The organism is Luteimonas granuli (assembly GCF_007795095.1).
Lineage (GTDB): Bacteria > Pseudomonadota > Gammaproteobacteria > Xanthomonadales > Xanthomonadaceae > Luteimonas > Luteimonas granuli.
Map to the genome: position 1 here is coordinate 1,126,265 of NZ_CP042218.1, position 16,086 is coordinate 1,142,350.

Annotated in this window: 20 protein-coding genes, 1 tRNA gene and 1 pseudogene; 6 read left to right on the top strand and 16 right to left on the bottom strand. The window is 70.1% G+C overall.

The window, feature by feature from the left end:
• The 4 genes from FPZ22_RS05150 to FPZ22_RS05165 all read right to left on the bottom strand — a co-directional run bounded on the left by FPZ22_RS05150 (nt 1) and on the right by FPZ22_RS05165 (nt 3,075).
• Complete coding sequence (locus FPZ22_RS05150) at nt 1-1,377, bottom strand: pyridoxal-phosphate dependent enzyme (protein ID WP_144891029.1); 1,377 nt, start codon at nt 1,375-1,377, stop codon at nt 1-3.
• 144 nt (nt 1,378-1,521) lie between these two features.
• The gene (locus tag FPZ22_RS05155) at nt 1,522-1,740 is read right to left on the bottom strand and encodes an HP1242/YdcH family protein (protein ID WP_144891031.1); all 219 of its coding nucleotides are present in this window, start codon (nt 1,738-1,740) and stop codon (nt 1,522-1,524) included.
• A 352-nt stretch (nt 1,741-2,092) separates the two neighbouring features.
• Entirely contained in the window at nt 2,093-2,692 is a 600-nt protein-coding gene (locus FPZ22_RS05160) for a hypothetical protein (protein ID WP_144891033.1), read from the bottom strand.
• Nucleotides 2,689-3,075 (bottom strand): DUF4398 domain-containing protein, encoded by a 387-nt coding sequence (locus FPZ22_RS05165; RefSeq protein WP_144891035.1) that lies wholly within the window; start codon nt 3,073-3,075, stop codon nt 2,689-2,691. The genes FPZ22_RS05160 and FPZ22_RS05165 overlap by 4 nt, the downstream gene beginning before the upstream one ends.
• A gap of 97 nt (nt 3,076-3,172) precedes the next feature.
• Between FPZ22_RS05165 and FPZ22_RS05170 the strand changes: the two genes are divergently transcribed.
• Entirely contained in the window at nt 3,173-4,282 is a 1,110-nt protein-coding gene (locus FPZ22_RS05170) for a PilT/PilU family type 4a pilus ATPase (RefSeq protein WP_144891037.1), read from the top strand.
• Between the two features lies 1 nt (nt 4,283).
• Here FPZ22_RS05170 and maiA read toward each other — a convergent pair whose 3' ends face one another.
• From maiA to rplM, 6 genes are all read right to left on the bottom strand, one after another.
• Nucleotides 4,284-4,988, bottom strand: coding sequence for a maleylacetoacetate isomerase (gene maiA / locus FPZ22_RS05175; protein ID WP_144891039.1), 705 nt, complete (start codon nt 4,986-4,988; stop codon nt 4,284-4,286).
• Nucleotides 4,989-5,069: 81 nt separating this feature from the next.
• Nucleotides 5,070-6,059, bottom strand: coding sequence for a fumarylacetoacetate hydrolase family protein (locus tag FPZ22_RS05180; protein ID WP_144891041.1), 990 nt, complete (start codon nt 6,057-6,059; stop codon nt 5,070-5,072).
• Between the two features lie 98 nt (nt 6,060-6,157).
• The gene (locus tag FPZ22_RS05185) at nt 6,158-6,901 is read right to left on the bottom strand and encodes a 2OG-Fe dioxygenase family protein (protein ID WP_144891043.1); all 744 of its coding nucleotides are present in this window, start codon (nt 6,899-6,901) and stop codon (nt 6,158-6,160) included.
• Nucleotides 6,902-7,012: 111 nt separating this feature from the next.
• A tRNA-Gln gene (locus FPZ22_RS05190) sits at nt 7,013-7,087 on the bottom strand.
• Between the two features lie 50 nt (nt 7,088-7,137).
• Nucleotides 7,138-7,530: a 30S ribosomal protein S9 gene (gene rpsI / locus FPZ22_RS05195; protein WP_144891045.1), complete on the bottom strand. Its 393-nt coding sequence runs from the start codon at nt 7,528-7,530 to the stop codon at nt 7,138-7,140.
• 3 nt (nt 7,531-7,533) lie between these two features.
• A complete protein-coding gene (gene rplM / locus FPZ22_RS05200; RefSeq protein WP_144893944.1) occupies nt 7,534-7,962 on the bottom strand; it encodes a 50S ribosomal protein L13 in 429 nt (142 codons plus the stop codon).
• A 309-nt stretch (nt 7,963-8,271) separates the two neighbouring features.
• On the opposite strand from rplM, the gene coq7 reads away from it, so the two are divergent.
• Nucleotides 8,272-8,913 (top strand): 2-polyprenyl-3-methyl-6-methoxy-1,4-benzoquinone monooxygenase, encoded by a 642-nt coding sequence (gene coq7 / locus FPZ22_RS05205; RefSeq protein ID WP_144893946.1) that lies wholly within the window; start codon nt 8,272-8,274, stop codon nt 8,911-8,913.
• A 21-nt stretch (nt 8,914-8,934) separates the two neighbouring features.
• On the opposite strand, the pseudogene sugE reads toward coq7, so the two are convergent.
• Nucleotides 8,935-9,237: pseudogene (gene sugE / locus FPZ22_RS05210) on the bottom strand (quaternary ammonium compound efflux SMR transporter SugE); the annotation flags it as partial.
• A gap of 140 nt (nt 9,238-9,377) precedes the next feature.
• Nucleotides 9,378-10,169, bottom strand: a complete 792-nt coding sequence (gene speD, locus FPZ22_RS05215) for an adenosylmethionine decarboxylase (RefSeq protein WP_144891047.1) — start codon at nt 10,167-10,169, stop codon at nt 9,378-9,380.
• Nucleotides 10,170-10,386: 217 nt separating this feature from the next.
• Here speD and crp point away from each other — a divergent pair, with 217 nt between their 5' ends.
• Genes crp through FPZ22_RS05230 form a run of 3 tightly spaced genes read left to right on the top strand, consistent with a single transcriptional unit; the run spans nt 10,387 to nt 12,263 of the window.
• Nucleotides 10,387-11,019 (top strand): cAMP-activated global transcriptional regulator CRP, encoded by a 633-nt coding sequence (gene crp / locus FPZ22_RS05220; RefSeq protein WP_246121004.1) that lies wholly within the window; start codon nt 10,387-10,389, stop codon nt 11,017-11,019.
• 4 nt (nt 11,020-11,023) lie between these two features.
• A complete protein-coding gene (locus tag FPZ22_RS05225; protein WP_144891051.1) occupies nt 11,024-11,491 on the top strand; it encodes a GNAT family N-acetyltransferase in 468 nt (155 codons plus the stop codon).
• A 16-nt stretch (nt 11,492-11,507) separates the two neighbouring features.
• Nucleotides 11,508-12,263, top strand: coding sequence for a sulfite exporter TauE/SafE family protein (locus FPZ22_RS05230; protein ID WP_144891053.1), 756 nt, complete (start codon nt 11,508-11,510; stop codon nt 12,261-12,263).
• 58 nt (nt 12,264-12,321) lie between these two features.
• On the opposite strand, the gene FPZ22_RS05235 is transcribed toward FPZ22_RS05230, so the two are convergent.
• The 4 genes from FPZ22_RS05235 to FPZ22_RS05250 all read right to left on the bottom strand — a co-directional run bounded on the left by FPZ22_RS05235 (nt 12,322) and on the right by FPZ22_RS05250 (nt 15,607).
• Entirely contained in the window at nt 12,322-13,077 is a 756-nt protein-coding gene (locus FPZ22_RS05235) for a haloacid dehalogenase-like hydrolase (RefSeq protein WP_144891055.1), read from the bottom strand.
• A complete protein-coding gene (gene trpC, locus FPZ22_RS05240) occupies nt 13,074-13,895 on the bottom strand; it encodes an indole-3-glycerol phosphate synthase TrpC (protein ID WP_144891057.1) in 822 nt (273 codons plus the stop codon). Before trpC ends, FPZ22_RS05235 begins: the two co-directional genes overlap by 4 nt.
• Complete coding sequence (trpD, locus tag FPZ22_RS05245) at nt 13,892-14,962, bottom strand: anthranilate phosphoribosyltransferase (RefSeq protein WP_144891059.1); 1,071 nt, start codon at nt 14,960-14,962, stop codon at nt 13,892-13,894. Before trpD ends, trpC begins: the two co-directional genes overlap by 4 nt.
• Before the next feature lie 66 nt (nt 14,963-15,028).
• The gene (locus FPZ22_RS05250; RefSeq protein WP_144891061.1) at nt 15,029-15,607 is read right to left on the bottom strand and encodes an anthranilate synthase component II; all 579 of its coding nucleotides are present in this window, start codon (nt 15,605-15,607) and stop codon (nt 15,029-15,031) included.
• Between the two features lie 167 nt (nt 15,608-15,774).
• Here FPZ22_RS05250 and chaB point away from each other — a divergent pair, with 167 nt between their 5' ends.
• The gene (chaB, locus tag FPZ22_RS05255) at nt 15,775-16,002 is read left to right on the top strand and encodes a putative cation transport regulator ChaB (RefSeq protein WP_144891062.1); all 228 of its coding nucleotides are present in this window, start codon (nt 15,775-15,777) and stop codon (nt 16,000-16,002) included.
• The last annotated feature ends 84 nt before the right edge of the window (nt 16,003-16,086 follow it).

The window sequence follows — 16,086 nt, forward strand, 5'->3', positions numbered from 1 at the left end:
CTAGTTCACCCGCCGCCGCAGCCAGTTCAACAGATCGATCCTGGTGATCAGCCCCAGGAACTTCTCCCCGTCCATCACGATCGCCACCTTCCCCGAATCGAACACCGGGAGCAGCGCCTCCACCGGCGACTTCACGTCCAGCACCTCGAGCTTGCTGACCATGGCGGTGGACACCGGGTCGCGGAACCGGGACTCCTTGCCGTACACGTGCATCAGCACGTCGGACTCGTCGAGGATGCCGGCCAGGCGCTCGCCGTCCATCACCGGGAGCTGCGAGATCTCGTAGAGCTTCATGCGCTGGTAGGCGGTGACCAGGAGGTCGTCCGGCTTCACCACGACGGTGTCCTTCTGCGCGTACGGGCGCAGGATCAGGTCGCGCAGGTCGCCGTGCTGCTCGCGCTCGATGAAGCCGTTGTCGAGCATCCAGTAGTCGTTGTACATCTTCGACAGGTACTTGTTGCCGGTGTCGCAGACGAACACCAGCACCTTCTTCGGCTCGGTCTGCTCGCGGCAGTAGCGCAGCGCCGCGGCCAGCAGGGTGCCGGTGGACGAGCCGCCGAGGATGCCCTCCTTCGCCAGCAGTTCGCGTGCGGCCAGGAAGCTCTCCTTGTCGGAGATCGCATAGGCCTTCTTGACGCGGGAGAAGTCGGAGATGGTCGGCAGGAAGTCCTCGCCGATGCCCTCGACCATCCAGCTGGCGGACTTCTCGCTGAGCGTGCCTTCGTTGATGTACTCGGCCAGGATCGAGCCGACCGGGTCGGCGAGGATCATCTCGACATCGGGCGCCTGTCCGGCGAAGCAGCGCGACAGCCCGCTCATGGTGCCGGAGCTGCCGCAGCCGAAGACCACGGCGTCCAGCCCACCCACCTCGGCCATCTGGCGCAGGATCTCGGGGCCGGTGCCGAACTCGTGCGCGGCCGGGTTGTCAGGGTTGCCGAACTGGTTGATGAAGTACGCGCCGGGGGTTTCGCGGGCGATGCGTTCGGCGAGGTCCTGGTAGTAGTCGGGGTGGCCCTTGGCGACGTCGGAGCGGGTCAGCACGACCTCGGCGCCCATGGCCTTGAGGTTGAAGATCTTCTCCCGGCTCATCTTGTCCGGGACCACCAGGATCAGGCGGTAGCCCTTCTGCTGCGCCACCAGGGCCAGGCCGATGCCGGTGTTGCCGGCGGTGCCTTCGACCAGGGTGTCGCCGGGCCGGATGTCGCCGCGCTTCTCGGCCGCCTCGATCATGCTCATGCCGATGCGGTCCTTGATCGAGCCGCCGGGGTTCTGGCTTTCGAGCTTGAAGTAGAGCTCGCAGCAGCCGGCGTCGAGGCTGCGCGCCTTGACGATGGGCGTGTCGGCGATGAGCCCGAGGACGGAATCGTGGATGGGCATGCGTGGCGGCCTGCGTGCGACGGGACGCCGATTATCGCATCGGCGGACGGGTGCGGGCCGGGAGGAACCGGCGCGGGCGGCGGCAACCGACGAGGATGGCGCCGCCGCCCGCGCGGCCTGGCTACGACATGGGGGACGTGGCGGTCAGTGCGCGAGGGCCTGGTACATGAGGGACAGACGATCCTTGGCGGCGAGCTTCTCGCGCTTCATCCGTGACAGGGTGGTGTCGTCGATCGGGAGCACGCCGAGCTCGGCGTCAAGCACTTTCTTGTCGAGTTCCTTGTGGTGGTGGTAGAGCTGCCGGAATTCGGGGTTCTGCTTGAACAGCGCGTCGAGTTCCGCCTGGGGTTGCCCTTCGAACATGGAGACCTCCTTCAGCCTGGGGCCCGCGCCTGCGTGCCGCGCGGACATGCAAAAACGCCCCGGACCTTGCGGCACGGGGCGTATCGTGGAGAAGGGACACTGGGGGCTTCCGGTCGCCATCCCTCGGGAGCGTCCGCGGGGCTGGTTGCCCGCGGCGACGTTCCCTCTGGAGTCGCTGGCTGCCTTCACGATATCGGTCCCTTCCAGAAGCGACTCCGTCAGGGGGAGCGGGAGCCTGCTTCCCGATCGACCCTACTCCTCCCCAGCAGGGGGAGCAAGGGCCGCCCGGCGGGAACGTGACGTGGTCGCCATAGGCCTGCAGGAACGTCGCCCGCCGCCCCCCGGAGACACCTCAGCGCGGGTCTTCCTCGAGGGATTTCAGCAGCTCGGCTTCCTGGCGCCGGAGCGCGGCCTCGCGCTCGCGGGCGGCCCGCAGGCGTGCGGCCTGGGCGCTGGCAACGTCGTCGAGTGCGCCCTCGGCGCGCTGGCGGGCGCCGGACTCCATCTCCGCCTCCAGGCGCAGGCGCTCGGCCTCCTCGGCCTGGATCCGGGCCTGGATGCGCAGGCGTTCGGCCTCGGCGCGGGCGCGGGCGGCGTCCTGGCGGCTTGCCTCGACCAGGAGCTCGCTGCGCTCGCGGTCGAGGCGGTCGATCTCGCGCCGGGCCAGCTCGGTGGCGGCGGCGATCTCGGCGGTTTCCACCCGCCATTCCGCGACCTGGCGGGCGTCGGCCCTGGGCTGTGAGCCACGGGCCGCGGCCAGGGCGTCGAGCGCCTGGCGGGCGCGCAGGCGCTCATAGGCCGCCAGCGGGGCGCGCTCGGGGTCGGCATCGAGGGCGTGCAGGCGGGCCTGCAGGGGTGCGACCACGTCTCCGGACGCGACGCGGTCCTGCGCCATCGCGGTGGCGGGGAACATCAGGGCCGCGAGCGCGGCGGCAGCGAGCGTGCGGTTCATGGCAGGTCCTCCGTTCCCAGGCGCCGGCGCAGCGAGGTCACCTCGGCGCGGCGCTGGGCGAGCGTGGCCTCGGCCTGGGCCTGGGCGCTGCGCGCGCTGGCGAGATCGGCCGAGGCCGACGACAGCTCGGCCAGCGCGCGGGCGTCGCGCTCGTTGCCGGCCGCCATTTCGGCCTGGGCACGGCTCAGGGCGGTCCGCGCGCGGTCCAGGTCCCGGGGCGCGTACTGCTGGGCGTCGGCGGCGTCGGCGCGGGCCACCGCCTGCTGCGCGGCGGAGAGCTCGGCGGTCGGCGGCGGCAGGCTTGCGCAGCCGGCCAGGGCAAGCGCCGTAACGAGACCTGCGCCATACAGGCGTGCCGGGAAGTGTGCGAAGCTAAAGCGCATATAGGGGGCCGTCGCGGTTATGGGGGCGCCCCGCCATTGTCAACAGCATCCGCCCGGATCGCAAACTGCGGTGCGGCGCGAGAGGGGATCCACGCGAATGGACATCGGCTACTTTCTCAAGCTGATGACGGAGAAGAACGCCTCCGACATGTTCCTGACCACCGGCGCGCCGGTGTACATCAAGGTCGAAGGCAAGCTGTATCCGCTCGGCAGCACCGGCCTGCCCCCGGGCATGGTCAAGAAGATCGCCTACTCCCTGATGGACGAGGGCCAGGTGCCGCAGTTCGAGCGCGACCTGGAGCTGAACATGGCGCTGTCGCTGCAGGACTCGGGCCGCTTCCGCGTCAACGTGTTCAAGCAGCGCGGCGAGGTCGGAATGGTGATCCGCGCCATCCGCAGCACCATTCCCTCGATCGAGGAGCTGCAGCTGCCGCAGGTGCTGAAGGAGATCATCATGGCCCCGCGCGGCCTGGTGCTGATCGTCGGCTCCACCGGCTCGGGCAAGTCGACCACGCTGGCGTCGATGATCGACCATCGCAACAGCACCACCTCGGGCCACATCCTCACCATCGAGGACCCGATCGAGTACCTGCACCGGCACAAGAAGTCGATCGTCAACCAGCGCGAGGTCGGCCTCGACACCCACGCCTTCCACAATGCGCTGAAGAACGCGATGCGCGAGGCGCCCGACGTCATTTTGATCGGCGAGATCCTGGACGCGACCACGATGGAGGCGGCGATCGCCTTCGCCGAGACCGGCCACCTCTGCCTGGCCACGCTGCACTCCAACAACGCCGACCAGACCATCGAGCGCATCCTCAACTTCTTCCCCGAGGCGGCGCACAAGAACGTGCTGATGAACCTGGCGCTCAACCTGCGCGCGGTGATCAGCCAGCGCCTGGTGCCGGGCGTGGACGGCCGCCGCCTGCCGGCGACCGAGGTCCTGATCAACACGCCGATGATCCGCGACCTGCTCCGCCGCGGCCAGGTGCACGAGATCAAGCAGGCCATGGAGGAGTCGCTGGAGGAAGGCATCGAAAGCTTCGACCAGTGCCTGTTCCGGCTGTACAAGGAGGGCCGGATCGAGCGCGAGACCGCGCTGCGCGCCGCCGACTCGCGCGACGGCCTCGACCTCAAGTTCCGCCTGTCCGAGGGTGGCGAAGGCGAGCACGACCCCTACGCCAACGTCTTCGCCGGCAACGCCTAGCCTAGCCCGGAGCGTCGGGCTGCCGCTCGGGACGCGCGGCGTCGAAGGCCGGCAGCGTGAGGCAGTGGCGCTCGATGCGCTCGATCAGCGGATACGCCGCCATGTCCACGCCGAAGCGCCGCGCGTTGTAGACCTGCGGCACCAGGCAGCAGTCGGCGATCGTGGGCTGGTGGCCCTCGCAGAACTCGCCGGTCGACGCGCTGTCCGTGAGCAGCGCCTCCAGCGCGCGGAAGCCGCCCTCGATCCAGTGCCTGACCCAGACGTCGCGCTCGGGCTGTGGCACCCCCCAGTCGCGCTCGAGGTATTGCAGCACGCGCAGGTTGTTCAGCGGATGGATGTCGCAGGCGACCACCTGCGCGAGCGCGCGCACCCGGGCGCGCTCGCGGGCAGTCGCCGGCAGCAGCGGCGGCTGCGGCCACATCTCGTCGAGGTATTCGAGGATCGCCAGCGACTGGCGCAGCATGCGCTGGCCGTGCTGCAGCACCGGCACCAGTTCCTGCGGATTGAGCGCGGCGAACGCCGGCGCATGCTGCTCTCCGCCGCCGCGCACCAGGTGCACCGGTGCGATGTCGTATTTCAGGCCCTTGAGGTTGAGCCCGATGCGCACGCGGTACGCGGCGCTGGAGCGCCAGTACGAATGCAGGCACAGCGCCCCATTGGCGCTGCTGTCGTTGCCGCCCGTCGCCACTTCACCCTGGATCGCCATGCCCGCTCCCCCTGATCCACGCCCCGATCCGACGCTCCACAGCCGCCCCCCTGATCCTGTCCGGGCGCCGCCCGGCGCGGCTCAGGGCGCGGGCTGATGCTCGATCAACTGGTCGATGGCACCGAAGATGCTCGCGCCTCCGGCGTCGAACATCTCGATGCGCACGCGGTCGCCGAAGGCCAGGAAGGGCGTCTTCGGTGCGCCGTGCTCCAGCGCTTCGACGGTGCGCTTCTCTGCGAAGCAGGACGCGCCCAGCGAAGTGTCCTGGTTGGCGATCGTGCCCGATCCGACCAGGGTCCCGGCCGAGAGCGGTCGCGTCTTCGCCGCGTGCGCCACCAACTGTGCGAAGTCGAACTGCATGTCCACGCCCGCCTCCGGCGCGCCGAACCACTCCCCGTTGACGTGGGTGACCAGCGGCCGGTGCAGCTTGTTGCCGCGCCAGGCATCGCCGAGCTCGTCCGGGGTCACGAAGACTGGGCTCAGCGCCGAACGCGGCTTCGACTGCAGGAAGCCGAAGCCCTTGGCCAGCTCGCCGGGGATCAGGTTGCGCAGCGACACGTCGTTGACCAGGCCGATCAGCTGGATGTGGCCGGCGGCCTGCTCCGGCGTCACCGCCATCGGCACGTCGTCCGTGACGACCACGATCTCGGCCTCGAGATCGATGCCATAGTCCTCGCTCACCACGCGCACCGGATCGCGCGGGCCCAAAAAGCCGGCGCTCGTCGCCTGGTACATCAGCGGGTCGGTGTAGAAGGTCTCGGGCACTTCGGCGCCGCGCGCGCGTCGCACGCGCTCGACGTGCGGCAGGTAGGCGCTGCCGTCGACGAATTCGTAGGCGCGCGGCAGTGGCGCGGCCAGCTGTGCGGGCTCGAGGTCGAAGACGCCGTCGGCGCGGCCGGCGTCGAGCGCCTCGGACAGCGCGGCCAGGCGCGGGGCGATGTTCGACCAGTCCTCGAGCGCCTGCTGCAGCGTCGAAGCGATGCCGGTGGCACGCACCGCACGCGCCAGGTCGCGCGACACCACCACCAGCGTGCCGTCACGGCCGCCTTCCTTCAGGGAACCCAGCTTCATCGCCACTCCGTGGAACTTCGCAATGCCGGGATTGTAGCGGGACCGGGCCAAGTGCGCGGGACGCGCTTTGTGTCAGGGATCTGCGTGCGGCAAAGCTCTCAGTCCTCGCCCTGGAACGCCCCCGCGCGATACGTGAGCACGAGGGTGTCGCGGTGGCCACGGCCATCGGGCAGCAGCGGTTGGATCGGCGTGGATTCGTGGATCACCCGGGTGTCGTCCATCAGCAGCAGCGACCAGGGCTCCTCGAGGGTGAACCGGTGGCCGTCGGGGCCCGCGGCATCGAACACGCGCGTCTCCCCGCCCTTGATGCCCTCGCGGCCGACCACGAACACGGCGACGAAGTCGACGCCGTCGCGGTGCGCGCCCTCCGGCGTCGGGCGGCCGATGCCGCCGCTGGTATCGATGCGGAACTGGTGCGCCTCGACGTACCACGGCCCGGTGTGGCGCACTCCGCTGCACAGTCCGCCGAGCGCGGCGAGCAGCCGCGGCCAGGTGGGCCCGGCCACCAGCGCGTCGGACAGCGGCTGGTACATGCGCGCCATGCCGCCATGCAGGGCGTTGTAGTCGAGCGACTGCCAGTGCGCGCGATGCGGCGCCATGCGCACCGCTTCGCCTTCGACCACGAAGCAGGAGTGCCGGCGGTAGCGGTAGCGGCCGCCGTCGCGCAGGTACGCGTCGGGGGGAAGATCATCCCAGCCGACGGTCAGGCCGGCGAGCTCGTCCGGAGCCAGCCCGGTGACCCCCGCCACGGCGGCCGGCGACAGCAGGGCATAGCCTTCGTCGCGCAGGGCGTCGCGCTCGGCGCCTTCGGGCGTGTACGGCGGCGGAAAGGTGATGGCCATGGCGTTGCCCCGGGGCGGCCACGGCGGGCGCGGGCGTGGCGGCCGCCGCCTGGCGCCCGGCCCGGAAAGGACGAAGCCCGCACTCGGCGGGCTTCGGACCTTGTTGCGATGTGGCAGCCCCGGATGGATTCGAACCACCGAATGCCTGAGTCAGAGTCAGGTGCCTTACCGCTTGGCGACGGGGCTATGCAGCGATTGTAGCGCAGGATCGCGCGAAGCGACCCTGAATACCGCGGTCAGCGCTTCGAGAACTGGGTGGCGCGGCGTGCCTTGTGCAGGCCGACCTTCTTGCGCTCGACTTCGCGGGCGTCGCGGGTCATGAAGCCGGCCTTGCGCAGCTCGGACTTCAGGCCCTCGTCGTACTCGACCAGCGCGCGGGCAATGCCCAGGCGGATGGCGCCGGCCTGGCCGGTGGTGCCGCCGCCGGAGGTCGTGACCTTGATGTCGAAGCTCTCGGTGTTCTTCGTCAGCTCGAGCGGCTGGCGCACGATCATGCGCGCGGTCTCGCGGCCGAAGAACTCGTCGAGCGGACGGTCGTTGACGGTGATGTTGCCCGTGCCGCGGCGCAGGAACACGCGGGCGGTGGAGGACTTGCGACGGCCGGTGCCGTAATTCTGGGTGATTGCCATGACTTAGATATCCAGGACTTGCGGCTGCTGGGCGGCGTGCGGGTGCTCGGAACCCTTGTACACCTTGAGCTTGCGGTACATCGCACGGCCCAGGGTGTTCTTCGGGAGCATGCCCTTGACCGAGTGCTCGATGACGCGCTCGGGGTGGCGCTCCAGCGCCTGCCCCAGGGTCTCGGACTTCAGGTTGCCGATGTACCCGGTGAACCGGTAGTACATCTTGTCGGCGAGCTTGTTGCCGGTGACGTGGATCTTCTCGGCGTTGATCACGATGATGTAATCGCCGGTGTCGACGTGCGGGGTGTAGACGGGCTTGTGCTTGCCACGGAGGCGACGCGCGATCTCGGTGCTCAGGCGGCCGAGGGTCTTGCCGGTGGCGTCGACCACGAACCAGTCGCGCTGGACGGTCTCGTTCTTGGCGGTAAAGGTCTTCATCGAGTAACTCTCAGGGGTGACTGGTCGGGCTGGTTGCGCGGGCCATCGCCCTGCGGAACTTCGCCTCGCGTTTTCACGTTCGGGGAACGCAAGAGGCGGAATTGTACCGGGCTCCCCCGGAGACCGCAACTCGCTGGTGGGGCGGGACTGGTTGGCGGCGGCAGGGTGCCATCGGGCCCTCCGCCGGCTGACCACGTGGTGGTCTTTATGCCGGCTGCGGACCCGATGGCACCCTGCCCCGAGCGCTGTCGCGAGATCGGACACCGACGGCCGGATGACCTCCCCCCCGTCAGGGCGCACAATCCACGCATGACCACGCGAAGCCTCTCCCCCCTCGACCGCCTGCTGGCGGATGCCCAGAACGCCCTCGAGACCGTGGCCGGCCGGCCGCGCGCCGAACGGCCGAATCCCGGCGCCGGCGAGCCGGAGGTGGAGCTGGACGACGCCGAACGCCGCCACGCGGCGGGGCTCATGCGCGTCAACCACGTCGGCGAGGTCTGCGCGCAGGCGCTGTACGTCGGCCAGGCCACGGTGGCCCGCGACCCGGCGACCCGCGCGCACCTGCTGGCGGCGGCGCAGGAGGAAACCGACCACCTGGCGTGGTGCGACGACCGCCTGCGCGAGCTCGACAGCAGGCCGAGCATCTTCAACCCGCTGTGGTACGGGGGTGCCTACGCCATCGGCGTGCTGGCGGGGCTGCGCGGCGACGGCTGGAACCTGGGCTTCGTCGTCGAGACCGAGCGCCAGGTCGAGGCCCACCTCGAGGAACACCTGCAGACCCTGCCGGGGGCCGACCTGCGCAGCCGCGCCATCCTCGAGACCATGAAGGTGGACGAGGCCCGCCATGCCGACAACGCCGAGGCGGCGGGCGCCCGCGTGCTGCCGCAGCCGATCCCGGCGCTGATGGCGATGGCCTCCAAGGTGATGAAGACCGTCGCCTACCGGATCTGAGCCGCTCAGCCCGAGACCAGCTTCCAGGCCGACCACGCCGCCCACGATCATCGCGATGCAGGCCAGCCGCGCGGGCGAGGCGCTCTCGCCGAACACCAGGATGCCGAAGGCGGCCACGCCCACGGCGCCGATTCCGGTCCAGATCGCATAGCCGGTGCCGATCGGGATCGACCGCAGCGCCTGCGACAGGCACCAGAAACTGACCACCATGGCGGCCAGCGTGCCCAGGCTGGGCCAGAGCCGGGTCCACCCTTCGGTGTACTTCAGGCCCAGCGCCCAGACCACCTCGAACAGTCCGGCCACCACCAGATAGATCCATGCCATCCGCTCGTCCTCCGCGTCGGCCGGAAACCATCGCCGGCGGCGCCGTAAAAGAAAAAGCGGCCCGGAGCCTTCGCTCCGGACCGCCGTCGGTCTTCGTCCGCGGGAAGCTTCCCGCGCGCGGGCCGTCCCGCGATCGGTGGTCACTCCACCAGGTTGCGCCCGTGGAACAGTTCCTCGATCTCGCGCTTGAGCAGCGCTTCGATCTTCATGCGCTCCTTGAACGACAGGTTGCGCGCCTTTTCCTCGAACAGGTACTGGTCCAGGTCGAAGTCCTTCAGGTGCATCTTCGTGTGGAAGATGTTCTCCTGGTAGACGTTGACGTCGAACATCTCGTAGCGCGCCTTGATGTTCTTGGCCAGGAAGTCCTGGATCGAATTGATCTTGTGGTCGATGTAGTGCTTCTTGCCCTTGATGTCGCGGGTGAAGCCGCGCACGCGGTAGTCGGCGATGACGATGTCCGACTCGAAGCTCTCGATCAGGTAGTTCAGCGCCTTCAGCGGCGAGATCACGCCGCAGGTGGCGACGTCGATGTCGGCGCGGAAGGTCGCGATGCCCGCCTGCGGATGGGTCTCGGGATAGGTGTGGACGGTGATGTGGCTCTTGTCCAGGTGCGCGACCACCGCGTCGGAGATCACGCCCTTGGCGTCGGCCTTGTCGATCACCGGCTGTTCGGAGATCAGGATCGTCACCGACGCGCCCTGGGGATCGTAATCCTGGCGGGCGATGTTGAGGATGTTGGCACCGATGATCTCGGCGACGTCGGTCAGGATCTGCGTCAGCCGGTCGGCGTTGTACTCTTCGTCGATGTATTCGATGTAGCGCTGGCGTTCGTCCTTGGAGACGGCGTAGCACACGTCGTAGATGTTGAAGCTCAGCGCCTTGGTGAGATTGTTGAATCCCTGCAGCTTCAGGCGGGGCAGCGGTTTGACCACGTCATACGATCCCGGTTCGGGCGGAAAGTGCGCGATTATGGAGCAAAGGACCGGTCGCGGCGAGCAACAGCAAGCTTGAGGCCCCCAGGACGCACTCGAGGCGGTTTGCCCGGCGGCGGCCGACGGCCTACCCTAGGTCGATTCCCCGTTCAACCAGTCCATGACCAACAACCCCGTGGCCATCCTCAGTACCTTCCGGCGTCCCCCGCATCCCCTCATGCCGTCGCCGGCGGCGATCGAGCGCTTCCTGGCCCACTGCCACCGGCGACGCTATCCCGCGCGCACCGAGGTCTTCCGCCCCGGCGACCAGGCGGGAACCATGTATTACGTCGTCAGCGGCTCGGTCAGCATCATCACCGAGGAGGACGACGGCCGGGAGCTGATCCTGGGCTACTTCGGTCCGGGCGAGTTCGTGGGCGAGATGGGCCTGTTCATCGAGTCCGACGTGCGCGAGGTGGTCCTGCGCACGCGCGTGCAGACCGAACTGGCCGAGATCAGTTACGAACGCCTGTACCAGCTGTTCGACGGCTCGCTGTCCGGAGATGCCACCCAGATCATGTACGCGATCGGGGCCCAGCTCTCGCGGCGCCTGCTCGACACCAGCCGCAAGGCCGGGCGCCTGGCCTTCCTGGACGTCACCGACCGCATCACCCGCACCCTGCACGACCTGACGAAGGAGCCGGAGGCCATGAGCCACCCGGACAGCACCCAGCTGCGGGTGTCGCGCCAGGAGCTGGCGCGGCTGGTGGGCTGCTCGCGCGAGATGGCCGGGCGCGTGCTCAAGAAGCTGCAGGCCGACGGCAAGCTGCACGCCCGCGGCAAGACCATCGTCCTCTACGGCACCCGCTGAGCCGATGCCGGCGTTCGAGCACGCGGGAACGCTGCCGGACGCCGACCTGCGCAGCGCGTCGGCGATCGATGCCGACGATGTCGCCGCCCTGCTCAGCGCGCTCGGCTATCCCTGCGAGACCGCGGACGCCGCGCGCCGCATCGCCACCATCACCGCCAACGACCGCCAGGCCCTGGTGGTCGCCCGCTGCGGCGGGCTGGTGACCGGCCTGGTCGCGCTGGACTTCATGTATTACCTGCCGCTGGACACCACCACCTGCCGGATCACGGCCCTCGTGGTGGCTCCCGGCGCGCAGGGCCGGGGACTCGGCCGGCAGCTGCTGCGCGAGGCCGAGCGCCGGGCGCGCGCCGCGGGGGCCGCCCGGATCGAGCTGACCAGCGGCTCGCAGCGCACCGAGGCCCACGCCTTCTACCGGGCCTGCGGCTTCGGCGACGGCACCCTGCGCTTCATCAAGCGTCTCGGCGACGCCTGAATCCGGACCACGTCGCATGGCGGACCTGCTCGGCAGCCATTTCCTGGTGTTCGTGGCCATCGGCCTGTGCGCGCAGCTGGTCGATGGCGCGCTGGGCATGGCCTATGGCCTGGTGTCGTCCTCGATCCTGCTGGCCATGGGCATGCCACCGGCCGCGGTCAGCGCCAGCGTGCACACCGCGGAAGTGTTCACCACCGGCGTGTCCGGCGCCGCCCACGGCATGCTCGGCAACGTCGACCGCAGGCTGATGCTGCGGCTGGCGGTGCCGGGCGTGATCGGCGGCGTGATCGGCGCCACCCTGCTCAGCCGCATCGACGGCGACACCATCAAGCCCTGGATCTACGGCTATCTGTTCGTGCTCGCGCTGCTGATCCTGCTGCGCGCGTTCGGGCGCCGGCTACCGCGCGGCGAAGTGAAGCGGGTGGGCCTGCTCGGCTTCGTCTCCGGCCTGCTGGACGCCATCGGTGGCGGCGGCTGGGGGTCGATGGCCACGTCCACCCTGCTCGCCCATGGCGGCGAGGCGCGGACCAGCATCGGCAGCGTCAGCGCCGCGGAGTTCGTGGTCACGCTGGCGATCTCGATCACCTTCCTGCTCTCGATCGGGCTCGAGCACTGGCAGGTGATCCTGGGCCTGCTGGTCGGCGGAGCGATCGCGGCGCCCCTGGCGGCGCTGCTGGTGCGCCATGTGCGCGAGCGCGCGGTGCTGTTCGCGGTCGGCGGCCTGGTGCTGGCGATCGCGGGCTTCCAGATCTGGCGGGCGCTGGCCGGCTGAGGGCGCAGCGGCAGGGCGGCCTGCCGCGAATCCGGTATCCGGGCCGTCGGCGGGCGCCTCAGCCGCGGTCCGAGGGCAGCATGCCGTCCGGCCCCACGCCGACCGCGACCGGCTCGCCGCCGCGACCCGGGCAGCCCCAGTTGAGGACCGGCGTGCCCGGCGGCAGTGCCTCACGGAAGCGTCCGATCGCGGCCTGCTTCGGATTCACCACCACCGGCCGGCGCGCGGCCCGCAGCAGCGGCAGATCCGCCCAGGAGTCGGAATAGGCGGCGTCGACGTCGCCCCAGCCGCGCTCGCGCAGCATGCGCATCTTCTCCTCGTTGTGGCAGTGGCGCGCGGCGACCACGGCGCCGAAGCGCGGGCCGATCAGCGTGCCGACCACCGGCACATCCTCGTGGGCGACGAAGGCGAGGATCGCGCGCGCCAGCTCGGGTGGCGCGCCGGTGGCGACCACCACGCGGTCGCCGCGTTCGCGGTGGGCGTGGAAGACCTCCAGGGCCACCGGCAGCAGCCGGGCCCGGATCTCGTCGACGTGGCCGGCGACGTAGGCGTCGGTGAGCGCGTCGAGGTCGCGCACGCGCCGGAAGCCCACGGTTCCGGCCCAGACGAAGCCGGAAATGCCCGCGCGCCGCGTCGGCAGGAACGCGACCATCGGCCCGAACACCGGCGCCAGCAGCAGCGCCAGCGCGGTGCGCCACCAGCTGCGCCTGATCAGCCAGGCGAAGAGGTGGCTGCCGGAGTCGCCGTCGTAGAGGGTGTGGTCGAAATCGAAGACGACCAGCGGCGCGCCGTCTCGCGGCGGCGCGCCGCTCATGTGCCGAACATCCCGCGCAGCGCGGCGCCCGGGTCGTCGGCGCGCATGAAGGCTTCGCCGACCAGGAACGCATCCACGCCCGCGCCGCGCAGCAGCGCGACGTCGTCCGCCGTCATGACGCCGCTCTCGGTCACCAGGCGGCGGCCTTCGGGCGCGAGCGTCTTCAGCGCCAGCGTCGTGTCCAGCGACACCTCGAACGATCGCAGGTCGCGGTTGTTCACGCCCAGCAGCGGCGCGCGGCCGTCGACCGGCGGCAGGCGCAGCGCGCGCTCGAACTCGCGGGCGTCGTGCACTTCGGCCAGCACGTCCATGCCCAGCTCCAGCGCCTGCGCGCAGAGGTCGTGCAGACGCGCATCGTCCAGGCCGGCCAGGATCAGCAGCACGCAGTCCGCGCCGAGCATGCGCGCCTCGTCGATCTGGTAGCCGTCGACGACGAAGTCCTTGCGCAGCACCGGCAGCGGGCAGGCGGCGCGCGCCTGCCGCAGGTAGTCGTCGGCGCCCTGGAAGAAGTCGACGTCGGTGAGCACCGAAAGGCATGCGGCGCCGCCGGCCTCGTAGCTGCGCGCAATGGCCGCGGGATCGAAATCCTCCCGGATCACGCCCTTCGACGGGCTGGCCTTCTTGACCTCGGCGATCACCGCGGCGTGGCCGGCGGCGATCTTCGCTTCGAGCGCGGCGGCGAAGCCGCGCGGTGCCGGCGCATCGGCCAGCCGGGCCCGCAATGCCGCGCGCGGCGTGCGCGCGCTCCGCTCGGCGACCTCCTCCAGCTTGCGCGCGAGGATGCGCGCCAGCACGTCGGGTGCCCCGGTCGCGCTCATGCGACACCCCCGGCCGGAGCGGCCATCGTGGTCGCGCCGCCGCCGAGCTCCCGGGTCACCGCAACGAACTCGTCCAGCTTCGCCCGCGCCGCGCCCGAAGCAATCGTCGCGCGCGCGAGCACCACGCCGCTTGCGATCGAGTCCGCGACCCCGGCCACATACAGCGCCGCGCCGGCGTTGAGCGACACGATCCGGCCCGGCAGCCCTTCGGCGTCGGCGAGCGCATCGAGCACCATCGCCTTCGATTCCGCGGCACCCTCGACGCGCAGGTTGCGGCTGGCGGCCATCGGGATGCCGAAGTCCTCGGGATGGATCTCGTACTCGCGCACCTGGCCGTCGCGCAGCTCGCCCACGAGCGTGCCGGCGCCCAGCGAGATCTCGTCCATCCCGTCGCGGCCCCAGACCACCAGCGCCCGCTCGGCGCCCAGCTCCTGCAGCACGCGCACCTGGATGCCGACGAGGTCGGGATGGAACACGCCCATCAGGATTGACGGCGCAGCGGCGGGATTGGTCAGCGGGCCGAGGATGTTGAACAGCGTGCGCACGCCCATCTCGCGGCGCACCGGCGCCACCACTTTCATCGCCGGGTGATAGGCGGGCGCATACATGAAGCCGATGCCGGTGCGCGCGATCGACTCCGCCACTGCCTCCGGCGACAGCTCGATGGCCGCGCCCAGGGCTTCGTAGGCATCCGCGCTGCCCGACGTGGACGACACGCTGCGGCCGCCGTGCTTGGCCACCCGCCCTCCGGCGGCGGCGATCACGAAGCTCGACGCAGTGGAGATGTTGAAGGTGTTCGCGCCGTCGCCACCGGTGCCGACGATGTCGACCAGGTGGCTGCGGTCGGCGACGTCGACCTTCCTCGCCAGCTCCTGCATCGCGCGCGCCGCCCCGGTGATCTCGCCGACGGTCTCCTTCTTCACCCTCAGTCCGATCATGATCGCCGCCGTCATCTGCGGCGAGACCTCGCCGCGCATCACCTGGCGCATGAGGTCGAACATCTCGTCCTCGAAGATCTCGCGGTGTTCGATGGTGCGCTGGAGCGCTTCCTGGGGAGTGATGGGCATGATCGAGGCTGGTTTATGTCGGAGGTAAGGGTCGCGATACGCGGCAGGCGCGGCCGCCGGGCGGCCTCAGGCGTCGAGGAAATTCCTCAGCAGCGCGTGCCCGTGCTGGCTGAGGATCGACTCCGGGTGGAACTGCACGCCCTGCACGGGGTGCGTGCGGTGGCGCAGGCCCATGATCTCCTCGCGGCTGCCGTCGTCGTTCTCGGTCCAGGCCGTGACCTCGAGGCAGTCCGGCAGGCTCGCCTGCTCCACCACCAGGGAATGGTAGCGCGTGGCCTCGTAGCCGTCGGGCAGCCCTGCGAACACACCGTTCCCGGCGTGGCGGATGGGCGAGGTCTTTCCGTGCATGATCCGCCCGGCGCGCACCACCCGGCCGCCGTAGGCCTGGCCGATGGCCTGGTGGCCGAGACAGACGCCCAGGATGGGCGTGGTCGGACCGAGGCGCTCGACGACCTCAAGCGACACGCCGGCCTGGTCGGGCGTGCACGGCCCCGGCGAAATCACGATGTGGCTGGGCGCGCGGCGCGCGATGTCGTCCACGGTGAGCGCATCGTTGCGCACCACCTCCACCTCGGCGCCGAGTACCTGCAGGTACTGGACGAGGTTGAAGGTGAAGCTGTCGTAGTTGTCGATCATCAGCAGCATGTGCGGCCACCCTGTTGTTCCACGGACTCCATTTTCCCCCGCCAGCGGCCCCCGCGTCTCGGGGCCGCGCCAGTTCGCAATTCCGGTGGCCGGATCCGGGACCGGCGCATCACGGGCAGGCCACGCCGCCCGGCCTACCTTCGGACCGTTTGCGACGGAGCATCCCCATGCCCTATTCCAGCATCAGCGAGCTTCCGGAGTCGGTCCGGGACAACGTGCCGAAGCACGCGCAGGAGATCTACAGGGAGGCCTACAACAGCGCCTGGGACCAGTACGCCGACGCCGACGACCGGCGCGGCGATGCCTCGCGGGAGGAGACCGCGCACAAAGTGGCCTGGTCCGCGGTCAAGGAAAAATACGCGAAGGGCGACGACGGCAAATGGCATGCGAAGTAGCCGCGCCTTCCGGCGCCGGCAACGCGGGCAGCTGACCGGCGCATTCACGCCCGCTCCCCGGACCGCCCGATAGCGTGCCCCGAC

Excerpts from the sequence above, each read along its gene's own strand:
- FPZ22_RS05150 (WP_144891029.1), bottom strand. The coding sequence starts at position 1,377 with ATGCCCATCCACGATTCCGTCCTCGGGCTCATCGCCGACACGCCCATC.
- FPZ22_RS05155 (WP_144891031.1), bottom strand. The coding sequence starts at position 1,740 with ATGTTCGAAGGGCAACCCCAGGCGGAACTCGACGCGCTGTTCAAGCAG.
- FPZ22_RS05160 (WP_144891033.1), bottom strand. The coding sequence starts at position 2,692 with ATGAACCGCACGCTCGCTGCCGCCGCGCTCGCGGCCCTGATGTTCCCC.
- FPZ22_RS05165 (WP_144891035.1), bottom strand. The coding sequence starts at position 3,075 with ATGCGCTTTAGCTTCGCACACTTCCCGGCACGCCTGTATGGCGCAGGT.
- FPZ22_RS05170 (WP_144891037.1), top strand. The coding sequence starts at position 3,173 with ATGGACATCGGCTACTTTCTCAAGCTGATGACGGAGAAGAACGCCTCC.
- maiA (WP_144891039.1), bottom strand. The coding sequence starts at position 4,988 with ATGGCGATCCAGGGTGAAGTGGCGACGGGCGGCAACGACAGCAGCGCC.
- FPZ22_RS05180 (WP_144891041.1), bottom strand. The coding sequence starts at position 6,059 with ATGAAGCTGGGTTCCCTGAAGGAAGGCGGCCGTGACGGCACGCTGGTG.
- FPZ22_RS05185 (WP_144891043.1), bottom strand. The coding sequence starts at position 6,901 with ATGGCCATCACCTTTCCGCCGCCGTACACGCCCGAAGGCGCCGAGCGC.
- rpsI (WP_144891045.1), bottom strand. The coding sequence starts at position 7,530 with ATGGCAATCACCCAGAATTACGGCACCGGCCGTCGCAAGTCCTCCACC.
- rplM (WP_144893944.1), bottom strand. The coding sequence starts at position 7,962 with ATGAAGACCTTTACCGCCAAGAACGAGACCGTCCAGCGCGACTGGTTC.
- coq7 (WP_144893946.1), top strand. The coding sequence starts at position 8,272 with ATGACCACGCGAAGCCTCTCCCCCCTCGACCGCCTGCTGGCGGATGCC.
- crp (WP_246121004.1), top strand. The coding sequence starts at position 10,387 with ATGCCGTCGCCGGCGGCGATCGAGCGCTTCCTGGCCCACTGCCACCGG.
- FPZ22_RS05225 (WP_144891051.1), top strand. The coding sequence starts at position 11,024 with ATGCCGGCGTTCGAGCACGCGGGAACGCTGCCGGACGCCGACCTGCGC.
- FPZ22_RS05230 (WP_144891053.1), top strand. The coding sequence starts at position 11,508 with ATGGCGGACCTGCTCGGCAGCCATTTCCTGGTGTTCGTGGCCATCGGC.
- FPZ22_RS05235 (WP_144891055.1), bottom strand. The coding sequence starts at position 13,077 with ATGAGCGGCGCGCCGCCGCGAGACGGCGCGCCGCTGGTCGTCTTCGAT.
- trpC (WP_144891057.1), bottom strand. The coding sequence starts at position 13,895 with ATGAGCGCGACCGGGGCACCCGACGTGCTGGCGCGCATCCTCGCGCGC.
- trpD (WP_144891059.1), bottom strand. The coding sequence starts at position 14,962 with ATGCCCATCACTCCCCAGGAAGCGCTCCAGCGCACCATCGAACACCGC.
- FPZ22_RS05250 (WP_144891061.1), bottom strand. The coding sequence starts at position 15,607 with ATGCTGCTGATGATCGACAACTACGACAGCTTCACCTTCAACCTCGTC.
- chaB (WP_144891062.1), top strand. The coding sequence starts at position 15,775 with ATGCCCTATTCCAGCATCAGCGAGCTTCCGGAGTCGGTCCGGGACAAC.